The sequence below is a fragment of the Pseudaquabacterium terrae genome (assembly GCF_013266755.1).
Taxonomy (GTDB): Bacteria; Pseudomonadota; Gammaproteobacteria; order Burkholderiales; family Burkholderiaceae_C; genus Pseudaquabacterium; species Pseudaquabacterium terrae.
The window spans coordinates 664218-681699 of sequence record NZ_JABRWJ010000005.1 but is presented as its reverse complement, the minus strand read 5'-3'; the positions used below and the strand labels follow the sequence as shown (position 1 = coordinate 681699).

Below are 17482 nucleotides of genomic sequence, written 5' to 3'. Positions count from 1 at the left end.
GCCAGCGCCGGCTTAGCTCAGTTGGTAGAGCACCCGCCTTGTAAGCGGAAGGTCGTCAGTTCGACTCTGACAGCCGGCACCACCGACGGCGTCACGCCGGTGGCATGAATCCGAGGCCGTGCTCGGCCAAGCCGACCAGATCGATGCGCTGTGCCAGCAGCTCGGTCTGGCTCGCCCACAGCGCCAGCGCCGCCTGATCCGTGGCGCCGCTGTCGAGCAGCGCGGTGTAGTGCTGCTGTTCGCTCACCGATGCTTCCTGGCCGGTGACGTTGCGGTAGACCTGGCGCACGAAGTCGGCATTCGAGTGCGAGCCGGCCGCGTCGGCAAAGAGCGCGCTTGCCACCGCCGCTTGTGCGAGCTCGGTGTCCGTCAAGCCGCCGTCGAGCAACTGCAATCCCAGTCCGACGAGCCCCGCATCCGCCACCTTCTGCGGCCCGAACAGCGTGCCGATCAGCCGCGCGACGCCGCCGGCGTGGCCATCGAGGTCGAGCGCCAGCGAGCGGTCGTCGAAGCGCAGCCGCTCGATGCCGGCCAGCGTGTCGCGGCCAGCGCCGCCCTGGCCGTCGGTGACCGTGAAGCCGTCGGCCTGGCGCGCCAGCGCATACCGCGCCTGAGTGCCTTCGTAGACGGCGGTGTCGATGCCGCCATTGCCGTGCAGCACGTCGTTGCCGCCGCGGCCGGAGAAGGTGTCGCCGCCGGCCGAGCCTTCGAACCAGTCGAACTCCTCGTACAGGTAGTCGAGCAGGCCCTCGGTGTCCCAGTCGTCGGTCAGCGGGTTGTAGTACGACAGGATGTGCAGCAGGTCCCACAGCACCTCGAGCAGCTGCAGTGCCTCGTCGAGTGACTCGAAGAGATCGTCGGGGCTGTTCGGACGGTCGCCGTCGAAGAAGTCCAGCGTCGACAGGTCCAGCGGCTCGAGCAGCGTCCAGTGGGCCATCGCGGGTCTCCCGAGGCTTCAGCTGCGCGGCAGGATGCGCACGCGGATCGGCCGCGGCGCGCTGCCGTCGGCGGCCAGCCGCGCCTGCAGCGCCGGCAGCAGCTGCCGCAGCTTGGCCGAGACGGCGCCGTTGTCGACCAGCAGCGTCCAGCCGTCGTCGTCGATCGGGCCCGGCCGCACCTGGCTACGCAGCGGCGACGACAGCAGCGGCGAGATGGTGTCGAAGCACTGCTGCGACAGCGCCAGCCGCTGGCCCAGCCGAGCCAGCGCGTCGCAGGAGGCGAGTGCGCTGTCGATCGAGACCGCCGGGCGGGAAGGGCTGGACATGCCGGCAGTGTAGGGGTGTCCGCCTTGTCCCGGACGTGACTTTGGCGTAGCCTCGCCGGCCTTCGCGGAGGAGGGCCCTCGCCGATGCAGATCATGATCACCCACGGCACGGTGGCGCGTACGCGCGTGCTGCGTTTCAGCCGGCTGCAGCTGCTGGCGGCGGCGGCCGCGCTGGTCGGCGTGCTGGTGCTGCTGTCCGGCACGGTGTATCACTTCGTGTTCCTGAAGGCCGTGCGCGATGGCTGGCCGGTCGTCAGCGACCTGGTGCGGCCGATCGTCCGTGTCGAGCTCGCGCAGCGCGAGCGCAGCATGCGCGACAGCCTCGATGCGATGGCGCAGCGCGTCGGCGAGCTGCAGGCGCGGCTGGTGCAGATGGAAGCGCTCGGCGATCGGGTGTCGGGCCTCGCCGGCGTCGATGCCGGCGCGCTGAAGCCGGCGCCGGCGGCCACCCGCGGCGGCGGCCAGGGTGGCCCCTACCTGCCATTGGCCGGTTTCCCGCTGGCGCGCTCGCCGCTGAACGAGCTGCAACACGCGCTGGCGCAACTCGACGAGCGCACCGACCTGGGCCGCGACCTGCTGACGCTGGTCGAATCGCGGTTGCTCGAATCGCGCCTGCAGACGCTGCTGGTGCCGAGCGTGGCGCCGGTCGATGGTCCGATCGGTTCGGGCTTCGGCGTGCGGCCGGACCCGATCACCGGTCGTGCCGCGCTGCATGCCGGCCTCGACTTCCCGGCCGACAGCGGCACGCCGGTGCTGGCCGCGGCGGGCGGCGTGGTGCTGGCCGCCGAATGGCATGCGCAGTACGGCCAGCTGCTGGAGCTCGACCACGGCAAGGGGCTGGTGACGCGTTACGCGCACCTGTCGAAACTGCACGCGCGGCCGGGCGATCTGGTCAAGCGCGGCCAGCGCGTGGCCGAGGTCGGCAACACCGGCCGCTCGACCGGTGCGCACCTGCATTTCGAGGTGCTGGTCGACGGCGCGCCGCAGGATCCGGCGCGCTTCCTGTCGCGCACCTCGCCCGCCTTCGGCGTGGCCCAGGCGCGCTGAATGTCCGGCTACCCCGGGTGATAGACTGACCAGCTTTGTGGCGCCGCCGCTTGCACCGGACGAACCCGTCCCCATGTGAAGCCGGTCCGGCTCGGCCGAGCCGACAGCCCACCCCTCGCCCCCCACGCGCATGTTGCCCAAGCTTCTCACCTCGATTTTTGGTAGCCGCAACGACCGGTTGCTCAAGCAGTACCGGCGCGAGGTCGACAAGATCAACGCGCTCGAGTCGACATTCGAGAAGCTCGACGACGACGCACTGCGCGCGAAGACCGAAGAATTCCGCCAGCGCCTGAGTCAGGGCGCGACGCTCGACGACCTGCTGCCCGAGGCCTTCGCCGTCGTGCGCGAGGCCGGCAAGCGAACGCTGAAGATGCGCCATTTCGACGTGCAGCTGATGGGCGGCATCGCGCTGCACGAAGGCAAGATCGCCGAGATGGGCACCGGCGAGGGCAAGACGCTCACCGCCACCTTGCCGGTGTACCTCAATGCGCTGTCCCACAAGGGCGTGCACGTGGTCACCGTCAACGACTACCTCGCGCGCCGCGATGCCGAGTGGATGAGCCGGCTCTACGGCTTCCTCGGCCTGACCGTCGGCGTCAACGTGCCGGGCATGAACCGCGAGGAGAAGCAGGCAGCGTACGCGGCCGACATCACGCACGGCACGAACAACGAGTTCGGCTTCGACTACCTGCGCGACAACATGGTCTACGAGGTGGCCGATCGCGTGCAGCGCGGCCTGAACTTCGCGATCGTCGACGAGGTCGACTCGATCCTGATCGACGAGGCGCGCACGCCGCTGATCATCAGCGGCCAGGCCGAAGACCACACCGAGCTGTACGTGCGCATCAACACCGTCGTGCCCGGGTTGAAGAAGCAGATCGGCGAGGCCGATCCGCGCACCGGCGAGGGCGTCATCGAGCCGGGTGATTTCACCGTCGACGAGAAGAGCCATCAGGTCTACCTGACGGAAGACGGTCACGAGAACGCCGAGCGCCTGCTGAGCGAGGCCGGGCTGCTGGTCGAGGGCGCGAGCCTCTACGACGCCGCCAACATCACGCTGATGCATCACGTGTATGCCGCGCTGCGGGCCCACCACCTGTACCACCGCGACCAGCACTACGTGAACCAGAACGGCGAGATCATCATCGTCGACGAGTTCACCGGCCGGCTGATGACCGGCCGCCGCTGGTCCGACGGGCTGCACCAGGCGGTCGAGGCCAAGGAAGGCGTCGCGATCCAGAGCGAGAACCAGACGCTCGCGTCGATCACCTTCCAGAACTACTTCCGCATGTACGCCAAGTTGGGCGGCATGACCGGCACCGCCGACACCGAGGCCTACGAGTTCCAGGAGATCTACGGCCTCGAGACCGTGGTGATCCCGTCGAACAAGCTGCGCGTGCGCAAGGACGAGCTCGACCTGATCTACAAGACCGCGCGCGAGAAGTACAACGCGGTGATCGAGGACATCAAGTCCTGCCACGCGAAGGGCCAGCCGACGCTGGTCGGCACCACCTCGATCGAGAACTCCGAGCTGATCTCGGGCCTGCTCGACAAGGCCAAGCTGCCGCACCAGGTGCTCAACGCCAAGCAGCACGCCAAGGAAGCGGAGATCATCGCGCAGGCCGGCCGGCCCGGCGTGATCACGATCGCCACCAACATGGCCGGTCGCGGCACCGACATCGTGCTCGGCGGCAACGTCGAGAAGCAGGTGCAGTTCATCGAGGCCGACGATGCGATCCCGGCCGACGAGAAGGTCCGCCGCATCCAGCAGCTGAAGGACGAGTGGCAGGGCCTGCACGAGCAGGTCAAGGCCGCCGGCGGCCTGCGCATCATTGCCACCGAGCGCCACGAGAGCCGGCGCATCGACAACCAGCTGCGCGGCCGCTCCGGTCGCCAGGGCGACCCGGGCCAGTCGCGCTTCTACCTGTCGCTCGAGGATCCGCTGATGCGCATCTTCGCCGGCGACCGCGTGCGCGCCATCATGGACCGGCTGAAGATGCCCGAGGGCGAGGCCATCGAGGCCGGCATCGTCTCGCGCTCGATCGAGGGCGCGCAGCGCAAGGTCGAGGCGCGCAACTTCGACATCCGCAAGCAGCTGCTCGAGTACGACGACGTCTCGAACGACCAGCGCAAGGTCATCTACCAGCAACGCAACGAGATCCTCGAGGCGAGCTCGGTGGCTGCGCAGATCGCCAACCTGCGCGAGAGCGCGATGACCGATGTCGTGCGCACCTGGGTGCCGGCCGAGACGGTCGAGGAGCAGTGGGACCTGCCGGCGCTCGAGAAGGCGCTGGCCGAGGAGTGGCAGCTCGAGGTGGCGCTGCGCGAGGAAGTCGCCAAGAGCGATGCGATCACCGACGAGGACATCGTCGAGAAGGTGGTCGCCGCGGCGCACGCGATGTTCGAGGCCAAGGTGGCGATCGTCGGCACCGAGCAATTCACGCCCTTCATGCGCATGGTGCTGCTGCAGTCGATCGACATGCACTGGCGCGAGCACCTGGCAGCGCTCGACTACCTGCGCCAGGGCATCCACCTGCGTGGCTATGCGCAGAAGAACCCGAAGCAGGAATACAAGCGCGAGGCCTTCGAGCTGTTCTCGCAGCTGCTCGACGTCGTGAAGCTGGAGGTCACGCGCGTGCTGCTGACGGTGCGCATCCAGTCGCCGGCGCAGGTGGTCGAGGCGGCCGAGGCCATCGAGGATCGTGTCGGGCACCTCGCCAACGTGACCTACACCCATCCCAACGAGGATGGCAGCGTCAGCGAAGAAGCCGACCCGGCGACGCTGGTCGCCGAAGTGCCGCGCGTCGGTCGCAACGACCCGTGCCCCTGCGGCAGTGGCCGCAAGTACAAGGCCTGCCACGGCCGACTTGCCTAGTCAAGCGGGTCGACACGCATCCGCTGCGTGTGAATGACCTAGGGATTTCGAGCGGCCGCTGGCCGTTCCTCTGAAGACCTAGGGATACCGAGACCCCTCGATCGAGGGGCGATCACCTGAACCCGTTGCTTGGGCGCCGGACACTCCGCGCTTGCTTCGCTGGCCAACCGCCGGACGCGGCAAGCTCGCCCCGGTGGCCGCACCTTTTCGAGCCTAGGCTCGGAATCCGAGGTGCGTCGCCGCAGGGGTCCCGCAATCAACACACAAGGTCGATCAATGAGGAAATTGGGTCTCGCTGCACTGGCATGTGCAGCAGTGATGGGCACCGTCGCGGCTCCGTCCGCGCACGCGGCCCAGGTGACGTTCGAGGACGTCGGCCTCGGGTTCTTCGGCGATGCCGAGAGCTTCGCGAGCGGCGGCTACACGTTCACGCAAGGGGGCAGCTTCGGCGGCGTCGCCGACAGCGGCACGTTCAGCCTGTTCGGCAACGCGCCCACCGGCAACGCCTCGCAGTTCTACGGCGGCTTCAACGACAGCGCGGTGACGATGACGCGCACGTCGGGCCAGGCGCACTTCAAGCTCCAGGGGCTGGACTACGGCTTCATCTCGGCGATCGGCGGCATCTACGCACCGGGCGAAGATCCCGGCGCGCTGGTCGTCAGCGGCCACGGCCTCGACGGCACGACCTACACGCTGCTCGCCACCTGGGGCGGCGCCGACGGCAACGGCGAGTTCGGCTTTCGCACCATCGGCGGCGCTGATTTCGCCAGCTGGGGCTTCGTCGACTCGGTGAGCTTCGCGGCCTGCAGCCATGACGGCCTCGGCGGCTGCGTCACGCCGTTCTTCAACCTCAACCAGTTCGCGCTCGACAACATCGCTGCGGTGCCCGAACCCGGAACGCTTGCGCTGGCTGCGCTGGCCCTCGGCGTCGCCGGCAGCCTGCGCCGCCGCCAACCGCGTTGAACCGACCCTGGAGAGTCCACCCATGAAAGCACAACGACTGGCGCTCGGCTTTGCCCTGAGCGCGCTGGCCCTGGCGGCCGGCGCGCAGACGACCGCCCGCAAGAGCTACGTGATCCAGCTGATCGACGCTCCGGCGGCGAGTTACGACGGCACCGTCAGCGGCCTGAAGGCCACCCGTCCGGCCGCAGGCAGCAAGCTCAAGGTCAATGCGGCCGACGTTCAGGCCTACCTGAGCTACCTGGACAGCAAGCAGGCGGCCATCACCGCAACGGTGCCCGCCGCCCAGGTCTTCTACAAGTACGGCGCCGCATTCAACGGCTTCGCCGCGCGGCTGACCGACGCCGAGCTGCAGAAGCTCGCCGCCCATCCGGGCGTGCGCGCGATCACGGTCGACGAGGCGCGCCCGCTCAACACCAACTACACGCCGAGCTTCCTCGGCATCAGCGGGCCGAACGGCGCCTGGTCGAAGACCGACGCCAGCGGCCGCGCGATCAAGGGCGAAGGCGTCATCATCGCCCACGTCGACAGCGGCGTCTGGCCGGAGGACCCCTCGTTCTCCGACAAGGTCGATGCCAACGGCAAGCCGGTTCCGTCGCACCTGGCCGGCACCGTGGTCTACGACCCGCTGCCCGCCGGGCGCTACACCGGCATCTGCGAGGTCGCCGAGGGCTTCACCGCGGCGATGTGCAACAACAAGCTGGTCGGCGCCCGCCACTTCCGGGCCGGCTGGGATGCCTCCGCCAACGTCATGTACGACACCGAGTTCCGCTCGGCGCGCGACAGCGGCGGCCACGGCAGCCATACGCTGGGCACCTCGGGCGGCAACGAGAACGTGAGCGCTTCCGTCCAGGGCACGCAGATCAACGGCATTTCCGGCATCGCGCCGCGCGCCCGCGTGGCCGCGTACAAGGTGTGCTATGACCCGAAGGCGGCGGACGGCAGCCGCGGCCAGGGCAGCTGCTTCCCCTCCGACAGCATCGCGGCGATCAACCAGGCGGTGGCCGACGGCGTCGACGTCATCAACTTCTCGATCAGCGGCAGCCAGACCAGCTTCCTCGACGGCGTCGAGGTGGCGTTCTTCAACGCCGCGGCGGCCGGTGTGTTCGTTTCCGCGTCGGCCGGCAACTCCGGTCCCGGCAACACGGTGGCGCACATCAGCCCGTGGCTGGCGACCGTCGGCAACTCGACGCACGACCGCTACACCGAAGCCACGGTGACGCTGGGCGGCAGCAACCCGCCGACGTTCACCGGCCCGTCGTTCCAGACCACCGGCCTGCCGGCCAAGCCGCTGATCGCATCGACCGACGCCGGCGTGGCCGGCGCGGACCCGACGCTGCTGGCGCGCTGCTACGGCCCGGCCGACGGCGCGGGCACGCTGCTCGATCCGGCCAAGGTCAACGGCAAGATCGTCGTCTGCTACCGCGGCGGCAACGTGCTCGTCAACAAGAGCGCGAACGCCAAGACCGCCGGTGCCGCGGGCATGATCCTGCAGAACATCCCGTCGGGACCGCTCGCCTCGGCGAACACGGTGTTCAACATCGCCCACTCGGTGCCGACCGTGCACCTGCTGGCCTCCGCTGCCAACCAGGTGCTCGCGCATGCCGCGACCGGCACCGGCACCGCCACCTTCAGCGGCGGCGTGCAGGTGCCGGGCCTGCCGGCACCGGTGATGGCCGACAGCTCGTCGCGTGGCCCGAACAAGGCCGATGCCAACGTGCTGAAGCCGGACATCACCGCGCCCGGCTCGGACATCATCGCCGCCTATGCCGACAGCGGCATCAGCGTCGCCGATCGCAACGCGATCGTCGCCGGCACGCTGCTCGGCACGCCCCAGGCGAACATGATCTCGGGCACGTCGATGGCTGCGCCGCACGTTGCCGGCGCCGCTGCGCTGCTGAAGCAGGCCAACCCGACCTGGTCGCCGGCGGCGATCAAGTCGGCGCTGATGACCAGCGCGGCGCAATCGGTCAAGCTGGCCAATGGCACCGCGGACGCCAACGTCTGGGGTTATGGCGCCGGTCACCTGAACCCGAACGCCGCGCTCGACACCCAGCTGGTCTACGACGCGTCGCCGGCCAACTTCTTCGCCTACGCAACCCGCGCGATCAACGGCTGGGAGCTCAACCTGGCTTCGATCACGCGCGCCAACGTGATCGGCGTCGGCACCGTGACGCGGACGTTGAAGAACACCGGCAGCAGCACCGTGACGTACGACGCCACGGCCGCGCTGCCCGGCTTCACGGTCGGCGTCGCGCCGTCGACGCTGACCCTGGCGCCCGGCGCCAGTGCGTCGTACACCGTCACGCTGACGCGCAGCGGTGCGCCGGTCGAAGCCTGGCGCTTCGGCCACGTGACCTGGACCGGTGACGGCAAGACGGTGCGCAGCCCGCTGCAGGCCAAGGCGTCGGAGTTCGTCGGCCTGACGACGGTCACCGACACCAAGGCGGTCGGCTCGAAGGTGTTCACCGTGGCCACCGGCTACGAGGGCAGCTTCAACACCACGGCCACCGGCCTGGTGGCGGCGACGCGCAACAACGGCACCTCGGTGCTGAACCAGCCGGACGTCTGCTTCCCGATCAGCGTGCCGGCCGGCGCGCAGATCCTGCGGGTGCAGATGTTCAACAGCGAGACCGGCGGCGGCTCGACCAGCGACCTCGACGTCTCGGTCTACCGCAACGGCGTCGCGGTCGGCGGCAGCTTCAGCGGCACGTCCGACGAGCTGGTGACGATCGCGAATCCGCAGTCCGGCAACTACACGGCCTGCGTCGAGGCCTTCGCGCCGGCCGGTGGCTCGGCCGCGTTCACGCTGTCGCACTGGGTCGTCGGCCCGGCGGTCGGCCCGCAGACGCTCAAGGCGTTCGGTCCGTCGAAGGTCTACCTCGGCGGCACGGCGTCGATCGGTGTGAGCTGGAACGTGCCGGCCGGCCATCGTTACCTCGGCAACGTGCAGTACCGCCAGACGGCGGGCGGCGCGGTGATCGGCGCGACGACGGTGTTCATCGACAACCAGGCCGTGCCCACCGGTACCGCCACGGCGCCGGTGCTGCGCATCAAGCAGGCGATGTGATCGGCCAAGCCGCCGCAAGGCGGCCTGGCTGAACGACAAAGGGGCCCTCGGGCCCCTTTTTTCATCGCCTTCGCTGCCAGTCAGCGGACCGCTGCACCGCCCCCCGGTGCGCCGGCCGCACGCAGCACGCAGCGCCCTGCGCCCGCATCCGCCGGCTTGGCGCAGTGCGCGCCCGGATCCGGCACCACGCGGCAGATCGACATCTCGCCGCGCTTGGCGATCGCCTGCTCGCGCTCCTGGCGTTGCTGCTGCACCGCGCGCTCCAGCGCGGCTTCGTCGGTGGTGCGCCGGATCGACCAGGCCCGCCAGGCCTGCGGGCCGCCGCAGGCCAGCGCACCGACGCCGACGGTGCGGCATTCGGCATCCGACGAGCACGCGGCGTCGCCGATCAGCTCGTCGACGGACGCACTCGCGCACGCCACCTGCGTGAGGGCGGCCAGCACGAGGGCCAGCGCGAGTCGCATGCGGTCATTCTAGGCAGCGCGCTTCCTACAATGCCCGCTTCCCCCTTGCCCGCCGAAGGCCGCTGCCATGCCCGTGAACCTGATCGCCCCGAACCCTGCCGACCTGCTGCCGGTGCCCGGCGTCGAGCTCGGCGTCGCGATGGCCGGCGTGCGCAAGGCCAATCGCCGCGACCTGGTGGTGCTGACGCTGGCCGAGGGCAGCGCGGTGGCCGGCGTGTTCACGAAGAACCGTTTCTGCGCGGCGCCGGTGCAGGTCTGCCGCGAGCATCTGGCGCAGGGCAGCGCGGTGCGGGCGCTGCTGATCAACACCGGCAATGCCAACGCCGGCACCGGCGCCGACGGCCTCGCCCGTGCGCGCCGCAGCTGCGAGGCGCTGGCCGCGCAGCTCGGCGTGAAGCCGCAGCAGGTGCTGCCGTTCTCGACCGGGGTGATCATGGAGACCTTGCCGGTCGAGCGCATCGAGGCCGGCTTGCCCGCCGTGCTGGCCGCGCGACAGGCGGCTGGCTGGGCCGACGCCGCGCAGGGCATCATGACCACCGACACGCTGCCGAAGGCGGCGTCACGCCAGGTGCAGATCGGCGGCCGCACGGTCACGCTGACCGGCATCAGCAAGGGCGCCGGCATGATCCGGCCGAACATGGCGACGATGCTCGGCTTCGTCGCCACCGATGCGGTGATCGCGCCGGCGCTGCTGCAGCCGCTGGTGAGCGAAGCCGCCGACCTGAGCTTCAACCGCATCACGATCGACGGCGACACCTCGACCAACGACTGCTTCATGCTGATCGCGACGCGCCAGGCCGGCCATGCCGAGATCGGGTCGCTCGATGCGCCGGAAGCGAAGATCCTGCGCGACGCGCTGGTCTCGCTGGCGCAGCAGCTCGCCCAGGCCATCGTGCGCGACGGCGAGGGCGCGACCAAGTTCATCACCGTGCGCATCGACGGCGGCCGCAACGAAGACGAGTGCCGCCGCGCGGCCTACGCGATCGCCCATTCGCCGCTGGTCAAGACCGCGTTCTACGCCAGCGATCCGAACCTGGGGCGCATCCTCGCCGCGGTCGGCTACGCCGGCATCGACGACCTCGACCAGGGCCTGATCGACCTCTACCTCGACGACGTGCACGTGGCGCGGCAGGGCGGCCGGCATCCGGACTACCGCGAGGAGGACGGCCAGCGCGTGATGAAGCAAAGCGAGATCGGCGTGCGGGTCGACCTGCACCGCGGCGCGGCGAGCGCGACGGTGTGGACCTGCGATTTCTCGCACGACTACGTCAGCATCAACGCCGACTACCGTTCATAGGCGATCCCCGCGATCGACCATGAAGAACGGGCCCCGCGGGGCCCGTTCCTCTTTCACCCCAGGCCGTGGTGGACGCTCTACGGACGCGCCAGCGTCACCGGCGGCAGCGTGCGCACGTCGAGGTGCGCCGGATTCGCCGGGTTGCCCAGCGGCTTCAATGCCGTCAGGCGCAGCCGGTAGGTGCCGTTCGGCTGCACGCCCTGCGTCGTCGTGCCGTCCCACGAGAACGAGAAGAAGCCGCCTGGCGTGGTGTTGCGGCCGAGGAAGCTGTCGTCGCTGATGAAGCCGCGCGACAGCGTGCCCGTCGAATCGAACACCTCCACCGTCAGGCGCTGCGCCTGGTGCGCCAGCTGGAATAGCACCCACGGCACGTTGCCGCCGGCCATCGTGAAGCTGCAGCCGCCGCTCGGTGCGCAGTTGTTGAAGAAGCCGCCGGACAGCGTCGCGAGCCACGGGAAGTTGTTCGGACCGGCGCGCAGGATCTCGGTGGTCTGGTAGTCGCCCTTCAGGCCACCGTAGGGCACTTGCAGCGGCATGCCCGCGCCCTGCGGCGTCAGCGTGATGTAGCCGCCGTGGAGGCTGCGATCGGGCAGGGCGGCATTCGCCGTCACCGTCACGTTGACCGTGGCCGTGCCCTTCGCGGGCACCAACACGCTGGCGCTGCTGAAGCTGACGGCCGCCGGGGCGTCGAACACGCCGCTCAGCGCCCAGGTGGCGCCGGAGGGGATGTTCGGCCCGGCCGCCACGCCGGCGGTGTGGCCCATCGTGTAGGTCACCGGCGTCGCCGCGTCGTTGCGGATCGTCAGCTTGTGCACCGTGGCGCCGGCCTGGCTCTCGCCGGTCGAGATCTTGTTCGGCACGACGAACTGCTGGGTCTGCACCGCGGCGACGATGTCGACCATGCCCGCACCCTGGCGGAAGGCATGGTCGAGGAAGCCCAGCGAGGCGTTGCCCGACCAGTTCTTCGGCTTCGCGGTGTTCATCATCCGCGTGATCATGTTGATTGCCGGCGGCGGATTGCGGCCGACGACCGGGCCGGACTGGCCCAGCGCGGCGTTCGGCACCGCCTGCAGGATCAGCGCGGCCGCGCCGGCGACGTGCGGCGACGACATCGACGTGCCCGACAGCGTGGCCGAGCCGCCGAACTCGAGCGGGTAGGTCGACACGATGCCGCCGCCCGGCGCACCGATGTCGGGCTTGAAGCTTAGGTCGGCGCCGAGGCCGAACGAGCTGAAGCCGGAGATCAGGCCGCCGGTGCCGAACGGAAAGCCGACGTAGTCGCCGGTCCAGGTGAGCGACGTCGGTCCGCCGGCGATCAGGCCGTTCAGCGTCGCGCCCTGCGCTGCGGTGATGGCGACGACCGGGATCGTGATCGGCGGATCGGCGCCGGTGGGTGGCGCGACGGTCGGGTTGACGGCGCCGGCGGCGTTGTTGTAGAGCACGACGCCGAGCGCGCCGGCATTCTGCGCATTGAAGGCCTTGAAGTAGAAGCCGCAGGTGCCGCGCCGGATCAGCGCGATGGTGCCCGCGAGGCTGCCGGCGGGCAGCGGGTTGCAGCCGTCGTTCGTGACCGTGGGGTCGCCGGTGCGCGACATCGGGAACGAGCCGCTGGCCGGCGCAGTCGGCGAGCCCGTCGCCTGGTTGTAGCCATAGGGCGTGCCGGCCACCGTGAACGCGCGCTGCGCGTTGTCGAACGACGCGACGCCGATCACGTGCTCGCCGAGGCCCGGTGCACCCGCGGCGAACAGCGCATCGGGCGCCGAGCCGCCCGGGCCGTTGTTGCCGATCGAGTTGGCCATCACGATGCCCTTCTTCGCCAGGCGCGAGGCGGCCTGCGCGGTCGGGTACTGCGGCCATTGGGCGCGCGAGCCGATGCTCATGTTGATGACGTTCACGCCGTCGAGCAGCGCACGTTCCATCGCCGAGATCATGATGTCCGCGGTGGTGCTGCCGAAACAGCCGAAGACGCGGTAGGCCGCCAGCTGCGCCTGCGGCGCGACACCCTTGATGCCGCCGCCGTTGGCGCCGACGATGCCCGCGACGTGCGTGCCGTGGCCGCCCGACGCGCTCGCGCCCGACGGGCTCGTACCGGTCGCAGCGCAGTCGCGCGGATCACCGTCGGGCACCGGCGCGTTGCTGCCGTCGAATGCGTCGCCGACGAAGTCCTGGCCGGCGTAGATGCGCGCGTTCGGGAAGGGCGTCGTGCCGCGCGTGCCGGTGCCGCCGAAGGCCGGGTGGTCGACGTCGATGCCCGAGTCGATGATGCCGACCCTCACGCCGGCACCGGTGAGGCCGAGCACGTTCTGCGCCGTCGCGGCGCCGGTCAGATTGAGCGCCGCCACCAGGTCGGGCGCGCTCTCTTCGCGGATCGGCTGCGGGGCCTGGATCATCTCGACCGGGTACATCGCGCGCACGCCCGCCACCCCGGCCAGCTTCAGGCGCTGTGCGGCCGACACTTCGATCGAGAAGCCGTTGAACAGCGTGTCGAAGCTTCGGCGCTCGACGTATTGCACGCCGGCCGCGCTTGCGGCGGCGCGGAACTTCGCTTGTTCGGCGCGCACCGCCGTCTGCGTGTTGCCGTCGGCGACCGGCTTGCCCGCCAGCTCGACGAACCACAGGCGGCTGTTCTCGGCCGCGTCGGCCGGAACGGACTGCGCAATGACCGGTGCGGTCGTGAGCGCTGCCAGCACGGCCAGAGCCGTGCGCGTGAGAGTCACTTTCGTTACGGGCATGTCGGCTCCGGCGGGGGAACGAAGTGGCACATGTTGCCCATTGGGCCGGCGCCGGGATCGGTGCTTTCCCGACGCTCGCGCGCGGTCGATGACGGCTCACCTCTGAGAAGCGCTCAATCGATCCCCCGCGAATGGGGGGGCTTGTCCTCCTGCGGCGTGACATTTTGGTAACGGGGCGTACCGATGCCCCTTTGGGCGCCGCGTCCTTCACCGGGAAGACCCTCTGCGGACAAGCCCTTCCACCCGGATCGCGGGGATTTCAGCTGCGCAACAGTTGCTGACACACTACGCTCGGGCGGAGGCTGGACAACACCGGGACCCTGGGTCCCTGGCCGGCGGATGCTGACCAACCAATGGAGCGAAAGCGAATGCGACTCGAAGCACTCAAGCGGTCTGCGATCGGTTTGGCAGTGGCTGCGGCGGCGCTCGCGGCAGCGCCCGCCCAGGCGGGCATCGTGTCAGTCGACGTCAGCGGCATCTTCAGCAACGACGAGCTCGGCGATGCCATCAACGAGGTCCGGCAGGTCGCCGTCGGCGCCTGGCAGAACATCGTCAAGATCTCGTGGAACGTCGAGCTGTTCGCCGATTCGCCGAGCTGGTTGTCCGAGATGTCGGTCGACATGGCGGGCCACAACGGCGCCGGCGTCACGCTGACCCCGGGCTTTGCCGACGATGCGCCCGGCGCCAACAGCTACGTCGGCAGCTTCGACCTGCTGCTCAGCGGCGACAAGTTCCAGGTCGGCGCGAACGGCCTGCTGCGGCTGGAGTTCTTCGAATCGTTCGACGACTTCGCCAACGACTGGGACGGCATCTGGCGTGCGGGCAACATCGTCATCGAGACGGTGCCGGAGCCGGCCACCTACGGCCTGATGGGCCTCGCGCTGCTGGCCGCCGGCGCCGCGACGCGCCGCCGACGCTGACGCCCGCTTCTTCCTTCGCAGCGATGACGTCGACCGCGCGCCGCGCGGTCACAATCGCCCTTCCTGCGCCGGCCCCCACGAGGGTCCTGCGCAGCGAGGGGACGCCTTGCAAAACCAAACGATTACCAGCCTGAGGCAGGCGCTGCACTCCTGGCTGCTGCCTGCGCCGAACGACCTGCTGCGCGACCGCACCTACCGGCGCCTGTTCGGCTCCATCCTGATCAGCTCGCTCGGCGGCCAGGTGACCATGCTGGCGCTGCCGCTGACGGCCGCGCTGCTGCTCAACGCCACGCCGACGCAGATGGGCTGGCTGACGGCGCTGGAGATCCTGCCTTTCGTGCTGTTCTCGCTGCCCTCCGGCGTGTGGCTCGACCGCGTGCGCAAGCTGCCGATCTACATCGCCGGCGAGCTCACCATCGGCTGCGCCGTGGCCAGCGTGCCGTTCGCGTGGTGGATGGGCTGGTTGTCGATGGGCTGGCTCTACGTCGTCGGGTTCATGCTCGGCGCGGTCAATACCTCGGCCGGCAGCGCGGCGCAGATCGTGCTGACGCAGGTGGTGCCGCGCGAGCGCCTGGTCGAGGCGCATGCGAAGAACGCGCTGGCCAACTCGAGCGCCGAGGTGCTCGGCCCGGGCCTGGCGGGTGCGCTGATCAAGCTGGTCGGCGCGCCGGTCGCGCTGCTGGTCGACGCGACGATGCTGCTGCTGTCGGCCTTCATCCTGCGCGGCGTGAAGGTCAACGAGGTGCGCGAGCCGCATCCCGACCCGGACTTCTGGCGCGATCTGAAAGAGGGCGTGCAGTTCGTGCGCAGCCAGCGCCTGCTGGTCGCGCTGGCCACCGCGGTCGGCTGCTGGCAGCTGTGCCACAACGCGGCGGTGGTGGTGCAGATCCTCTACGCGACGCGCGAGCTGGGCTTGAGCGAAAACGCGATCGGCCTGTGTTACGTCGGGCTCGGCATCGGCACGATCAGCGCCAGCGTGTTCGGCCACCGCATCAGCCAGCGCCTGGGCTCCGGGCCGACGCTGGTCGCGGGTTTCGCCATCTGCGGCGTCGGCTGGCTGCTGCCGGCGCTGATCCCGCCGGGCGCCTGGGGCGTCGCGGCCTTCGCGGCGATGCTGATGCTGTTCGGCGTCGGCGCGGTGCTGGTGTTCATCAACTTCCTGTCGCTGCGCCAGGCGGTGACGCCCGAGCCGCTGCTCGGCCGCATGACCAGCACGATGCGCTGGCTGATCCTGATTCCCGCCGGCCCGGGCGCGCTGTTCGGCGGCTGGCTCGGCGAGCACGCCAGCCTGCGCAGCACGCTGCTGTTCTCGGGCCTGACCGCGCTGCTGCTGGCGATCCTGGCCTGGCGCAACGACGTCATCCGCAACGTGCGCCAGTTACCCAAGCCCGCTCAGGCCGCCGTGTAGGCCGTCTTCACCACCGTGTAGAACTCGGCCGCGTAGCGGCCCTGCTCGCGCGGCCCGAAGCTCGAGCCCTTGCGGCCGCCGAAGGGCACGTGGTAGTCGACGCCGGCGGTCGGCAGGTTGACCATCACCATGCCGGCCTGCGAATGACGCTTGAAGTGAGCGGCATGTTTCAGGCTGGTGGTGGCGATGCCGGCCGACAGGCCGAAGGGGGTGTCGTTGGCCAGCGCCAGCGCCTCGTCGTAGTTCTTCGCGCGGATCACGCTGACGACGGGGCCGAAGACCTCCTCGCGGTTGATGCGCATCGCGGGCGTCGTCTCGGTGAAGAGCGCCGGCCGCAGGTAGTGGCCGGGCGCGCCGTCGGCATTGCGCTCGACGGCCTCGCCGCCGGCGGCGAGCGTCGCGCCCTCGGCCTGGCCGATCGCGATGTATTCGAGGTCCTGCGCCAGCTGCTTCTCGTCGACGACCGGGCCGATGTCGGTGCCGGGCTTGCGCGCATCGTCGACCTTCAGCGCCTTCAGCCGCTCGACCACCGCGGCGACGAAGCGATCGTGGATGCCCTCGGTGACGATCAGCCGGCTCGACGCGGTGCAGCGCTGGCCGGTCGAGAAGAAGCCGCTGTTGACCGCGGCAGTGACCGCGACGCCGAGATCGGCATCGTCGAGCACCACCATCGGGTTCTTGCCGCCCATCTCGAGCTGGAACTTGGCCATGCGCGCGACGCAGGCGGCCGCCACCTTCTGCCCGGTGGCAACGCTGCCGGTGAAGCTGATCGCGTCGACGCGCGGGTCCTCCAGCAGCACCGCGCCGACCTCCGAGCCGCGGCCCATCACCAGGTTGAACACGCCCTTCGGGCAGCCGGCGCGGTGCAGGATGTCGGCCAGCGCCCAGGCCGAGCCGGGCACCAGATCGGCCGGCTTCATCACCACGCAGTTGCCGAAGGCCAGCGCCGGCGCCAGCTTCCACGCCGGAATCGCGATCGGGAAATTCCATGGCGTGATCAGCCCGACGACGCCGAGCGGCTCGCGCGTGACCTCGACGCCGACGCCCGGCCGCACCGAGGGCAGGCACTCGCCTCCCAGGCGCAGCGCCTCGCCGGCGAAGAACTTGAAGATCGCGCCGGCGCGGGCCACTTCGCCGATCGCTTCGGGCAGCGTCTTGCCCTCTTCGCGCGCCAGCAGGTCGCCCAGCTCGGCCTTGCGCGCCAGGATCTCGCTGCCGGCGGCGTCGAGCAGGTCGAAGCGCTGCTGCGGCGTCGACAACGACCAGCCGGCGAAGGCTTCGCGCGCCGCGGCGACGGCCGCGCGCGCTTGGGGCCCGTCGGCCTGTGCGTATTCGGCGATCAGGTCGCGGGTGTCGGATGGGTTGATGTTGCGGCTGGCGCGCGGGCCGTCGACCCATTCGCCGCCGATCAGGTTGCGTTGCATTGCAGGCTCCAGGAGGGGAGC

General features: G+C 70.0%; 12 protein-coding genes and 1 tRNA gene. 8 read left to right on the top strand and 5 right to left on the bottom strand.

All coding sequences use genetic code 11. The annotated features are described in order from the left end of the window. Nucleotides 1–6: 6 nt before the first annotated feature. A tRNA-Thr gene (locus HLB44_RS19075) sits at nucleotides 7–82 on the top strand. A 9-nt stretch (nucleotides 83–91) separates the two neighbouring features. Here HLB44_RS19075 and HLB44_RS19070 read toward each other — a convergent pair. Continuing rightward, nucleotides 92–937, bottom strand: a complete 846-nt coding sequence (locus HLB44_RS19070; RefSeq protein ID WP_173125415.1) for a DUF4214 domain-containing protein — start codon at nucleotides 935–937, stop codon at nucleotides 92–94. 18 nt (nucleotides 938–955) lie between these two features. Continuing rightward, nucleotides 956–1264 (bottom strand): DciA family protein, encoded by a 309-nt coding sequence (locus HLB44_RS19065; RefSeq protein ID WP_173125413.1) that lies wholly within the window; start codon nucleotides 1262–1264, stop codon nucleotides 956–958. Nucleotides 1265–1348: 84 nt separating this feature from the next. On the opposite strand from HLB44_RS19065, the gene HLB44_RS19060 reads away from it, so the two are divergent. The 4 genes from HLB44_RS19060 to HLB44_RS37915 all read left to right on the top strand — a co-directional run bounded on the left by HLB44_RS19060 (nucleotide 1349) and on the right by HLB44_RS37915 (nucleotide 9216). Beyond that, nucleotides 1349–2311 carry a M23 family metallopeptidase gene (locus HLB44_RS19060; protein ID WP_173125411.1) on the top strand — a complete coding sequence of 321 codons (963 nt, stop codon included), beginning with the start codon at nucleotides 1349–1351 and terminating at the stop codon, nucleotides 2309–2311. 130 nt (nucleotides 2312–2441) lie between these two features. Then, entirely contained in the window at nucleotides 2442–5186 is a 2745-nt protein-coding gene (secA, locus tag HLB44_RS19055) for a preprotein translocase subunit SecA (protein ID WP_173125409.1), read from the top strand. A gap of 318 nt (nucleotides 5187–5504) precedes the next feature. Further along, the gene (locus tag HLB44_RS19050) at nucleotides 5505–6149 is read left to right on the top strand and encodes an NF038120 family PEP-CTERM protein (protein WP_173125407.1); all 645 of its coding nucleotides are present in this window, start codon (nucleotides 5505–5507) and stop codon (nucleotides 6147–6149) included. Between the two features lie 22 nt (nucleotides 6150–6171). Then, complete coding sequence (locus tag HLB44_RS37915; protein WP_173125405.1) at nucleotides 6172–9216, top strand: S8 family serine peptidase; 3045 nt, start codon at nucleotides 6172–6174, stop codon at nucleotides 9214–9216. 80 nt (nucleotides 9217–9296) lie between these two features. Here HLB44_RS37915 and HLB44_RS19040 read toward each other — a convergent pair whose 3' ends face one another. Continuing rightward, a complete protein-coding gene (locus tag HLB44_RS19040; RefSeq protein ID WP_173125403.1) occupies nucleotides 9297–9680 on the bottom strand; it encodes a hypothetical protein in 384 nt (127 codons plus the stop codon). Between the two features lie 67 nt (nucleotides 9681–9747). Between HLB44_RS19040 and argJ the strand changes: the two genes are divergently transcribed. Continuing rightward, nucleotides 9748–10977, top strand: coding sequence for a bifunctional glutamate N-acetyltransferase/amino-acid acetyltransferase ArgJ (argJ, locus tag HLB44_RS19035; protein WP_173125401.1), 1230 nt, complete (start codon nucleotides 9748–9750; stop codon nucleotides 10975–10977). 77 nt (nucleotides 10978–11054) lie between these two features. Here the strand turns inward: argJ and HLB44_RS37910 are convergent, their stop codons facing one another. Continuing rightward, nucleotides 11055–13709: a S8 family serine peptidase gene (locus HLB44_RS37910; RefSeq protein ID WP_173125399.1), complete on the bottom strand. Its 2655-nt coding sequence runs from the start codon at nucleotides 13707–13709 to the stop codon at nucleotides 11055–11057. Nucleotides 13710–14077: 368 nt separating this feature from the next. Here HLB44_RS37910 and HLB44_RS19025 point away from each other — a divergent pair, with 368 nt between their 5' ends. Together HLB44_RS19025 and HLB44_RS19020 are read left to right on the top strand one after the other, a co-directional pair. Further along, nucleotides 14078–14629 carry a PEP-CTERM sorting domain-containing protein gene (locus HLB44_RS19025; RefSeq protein ID WP_173125397.1) on the top strand — a complete coding sequence of 184 codons (552 nt, stop codon included), beginning with the start codon at nucleotides 14078–14080 and terminating at the stop codon, nucleotides 14627–14629. Nucleotides 14630–14735: 106 nt separating this feature from the next. After that, nucleotides 14736–16037 (top strand): MFS transporter, encoded by a 1302-nt coding sequence (locus HLB44_RS19020; RefSeq protein ID WP_246312327.1) that lies wholly within the window; start codon nucleotides 14736–14738, stop codon nucleotides 16035–16037. Here the strand turns inward: HLB44_RS19020 and HLB44_RS19015 are convergent. Continuing rightward, a complete protein-coding gene (locus HLB44_RS19015; protein WP_173125396.1) occupies nucleotides 16022–17461 on the bottom strand; it encodes an aldehyde dehydrogenase family protein in 1440 nt (479 codons plus the stop codon). The genes HLB44_RS19020 and HLB44_RS19015 overlap by 16 nt on opposite strands. Nucleotides 17462–17482 lie beyond the last annotated feature (21 nt).

What these genes read in the sequence shown, in the direction of transcription:
- argJ (WP_173125401.1), top strand. Translation starts at nt 9,748, where the DNA reads ATGCCCGTGAACCTGATCGCCCCGAACCCTGCCGACCTGCTGCCGGTG.
- HLB44_RS19065 (WP_173125413.1), bottom strand. Translation starts at nt 1,264, where the DNA reads ATGTCCAGCCCTTCCCGCCCGGCGGTCTCGATCGACAGCGCACTCGCC.
- HLB44_RS19025 (WP_173125397.1), top strand. Translation starts at nt 14,078, where the DNA reads ATGCGACTCGAAGCACTCAAGCGGTCTGCGATCGGTTTGGCAGTGGCT.
- HLB44_RS19060 (WP_173125411.1), top strand. Translation starts at nt 1,349, where the DNA reads ATGCAGATCATGATCACCCACGGCACGGTGGCGCGTACGCGCGTGCTG.
- HLB44_RS19015 (WP_173125396.1), bottom strand. Translation starts at nt 17,461, where the DNA reads ATGCAACGCAACCTGATCGGCGGCGAATGGGTCGACGGCCCGCGCGCC.
- HLB44_RS19040 (WP_173125403.1), bottom strand. Translation starts at nt 9,680, where the DNA reads ATGCGACTCGCGCTGGCCCTCGTGCTGGCCGCCCTCACGCAGGTGGCG.
- HLB44_RS19050 (WP_173125407.1), top strand. Translation starts at nt 5,505, where the DNA reads ATGGGCACCGTCGCGGCTCCGTCCGCGCACGCGGCCCAGGTGACGTTC.
- HLB44_RS19070 (WP_173125415.1), bottom strand. Translation starts at nt 937, where the DNA reads ATGGCCCACTGGACGCTGCTCGAGCCGCTGGACCTGTCGACGCTGGAC.
- HLB44_RS37915 (WP_173125405.1), top strand. Translation starts at nt 6,172, where the DNA reads ATGAAAGCACAACGACTGGCGCTCGGCTTTGCCCTGAGCGCGCTGGCC.
- HLB44_RS37910 (WP_173125399.1), bottom strand. Translation starts at nt 13,709, where the DNA reads ATGCCCGTAACGAAAGTGACTCTCACGCGCACGGCTCTGGCCGTGCTG.
- secA (WP_173125409.1), top strand. Translation starts at nt 2,442, where the DNA reads ATGTTGCCCAAGCTTCTCACCTCGATTTTTGGTAGCCGCAACGACCGG.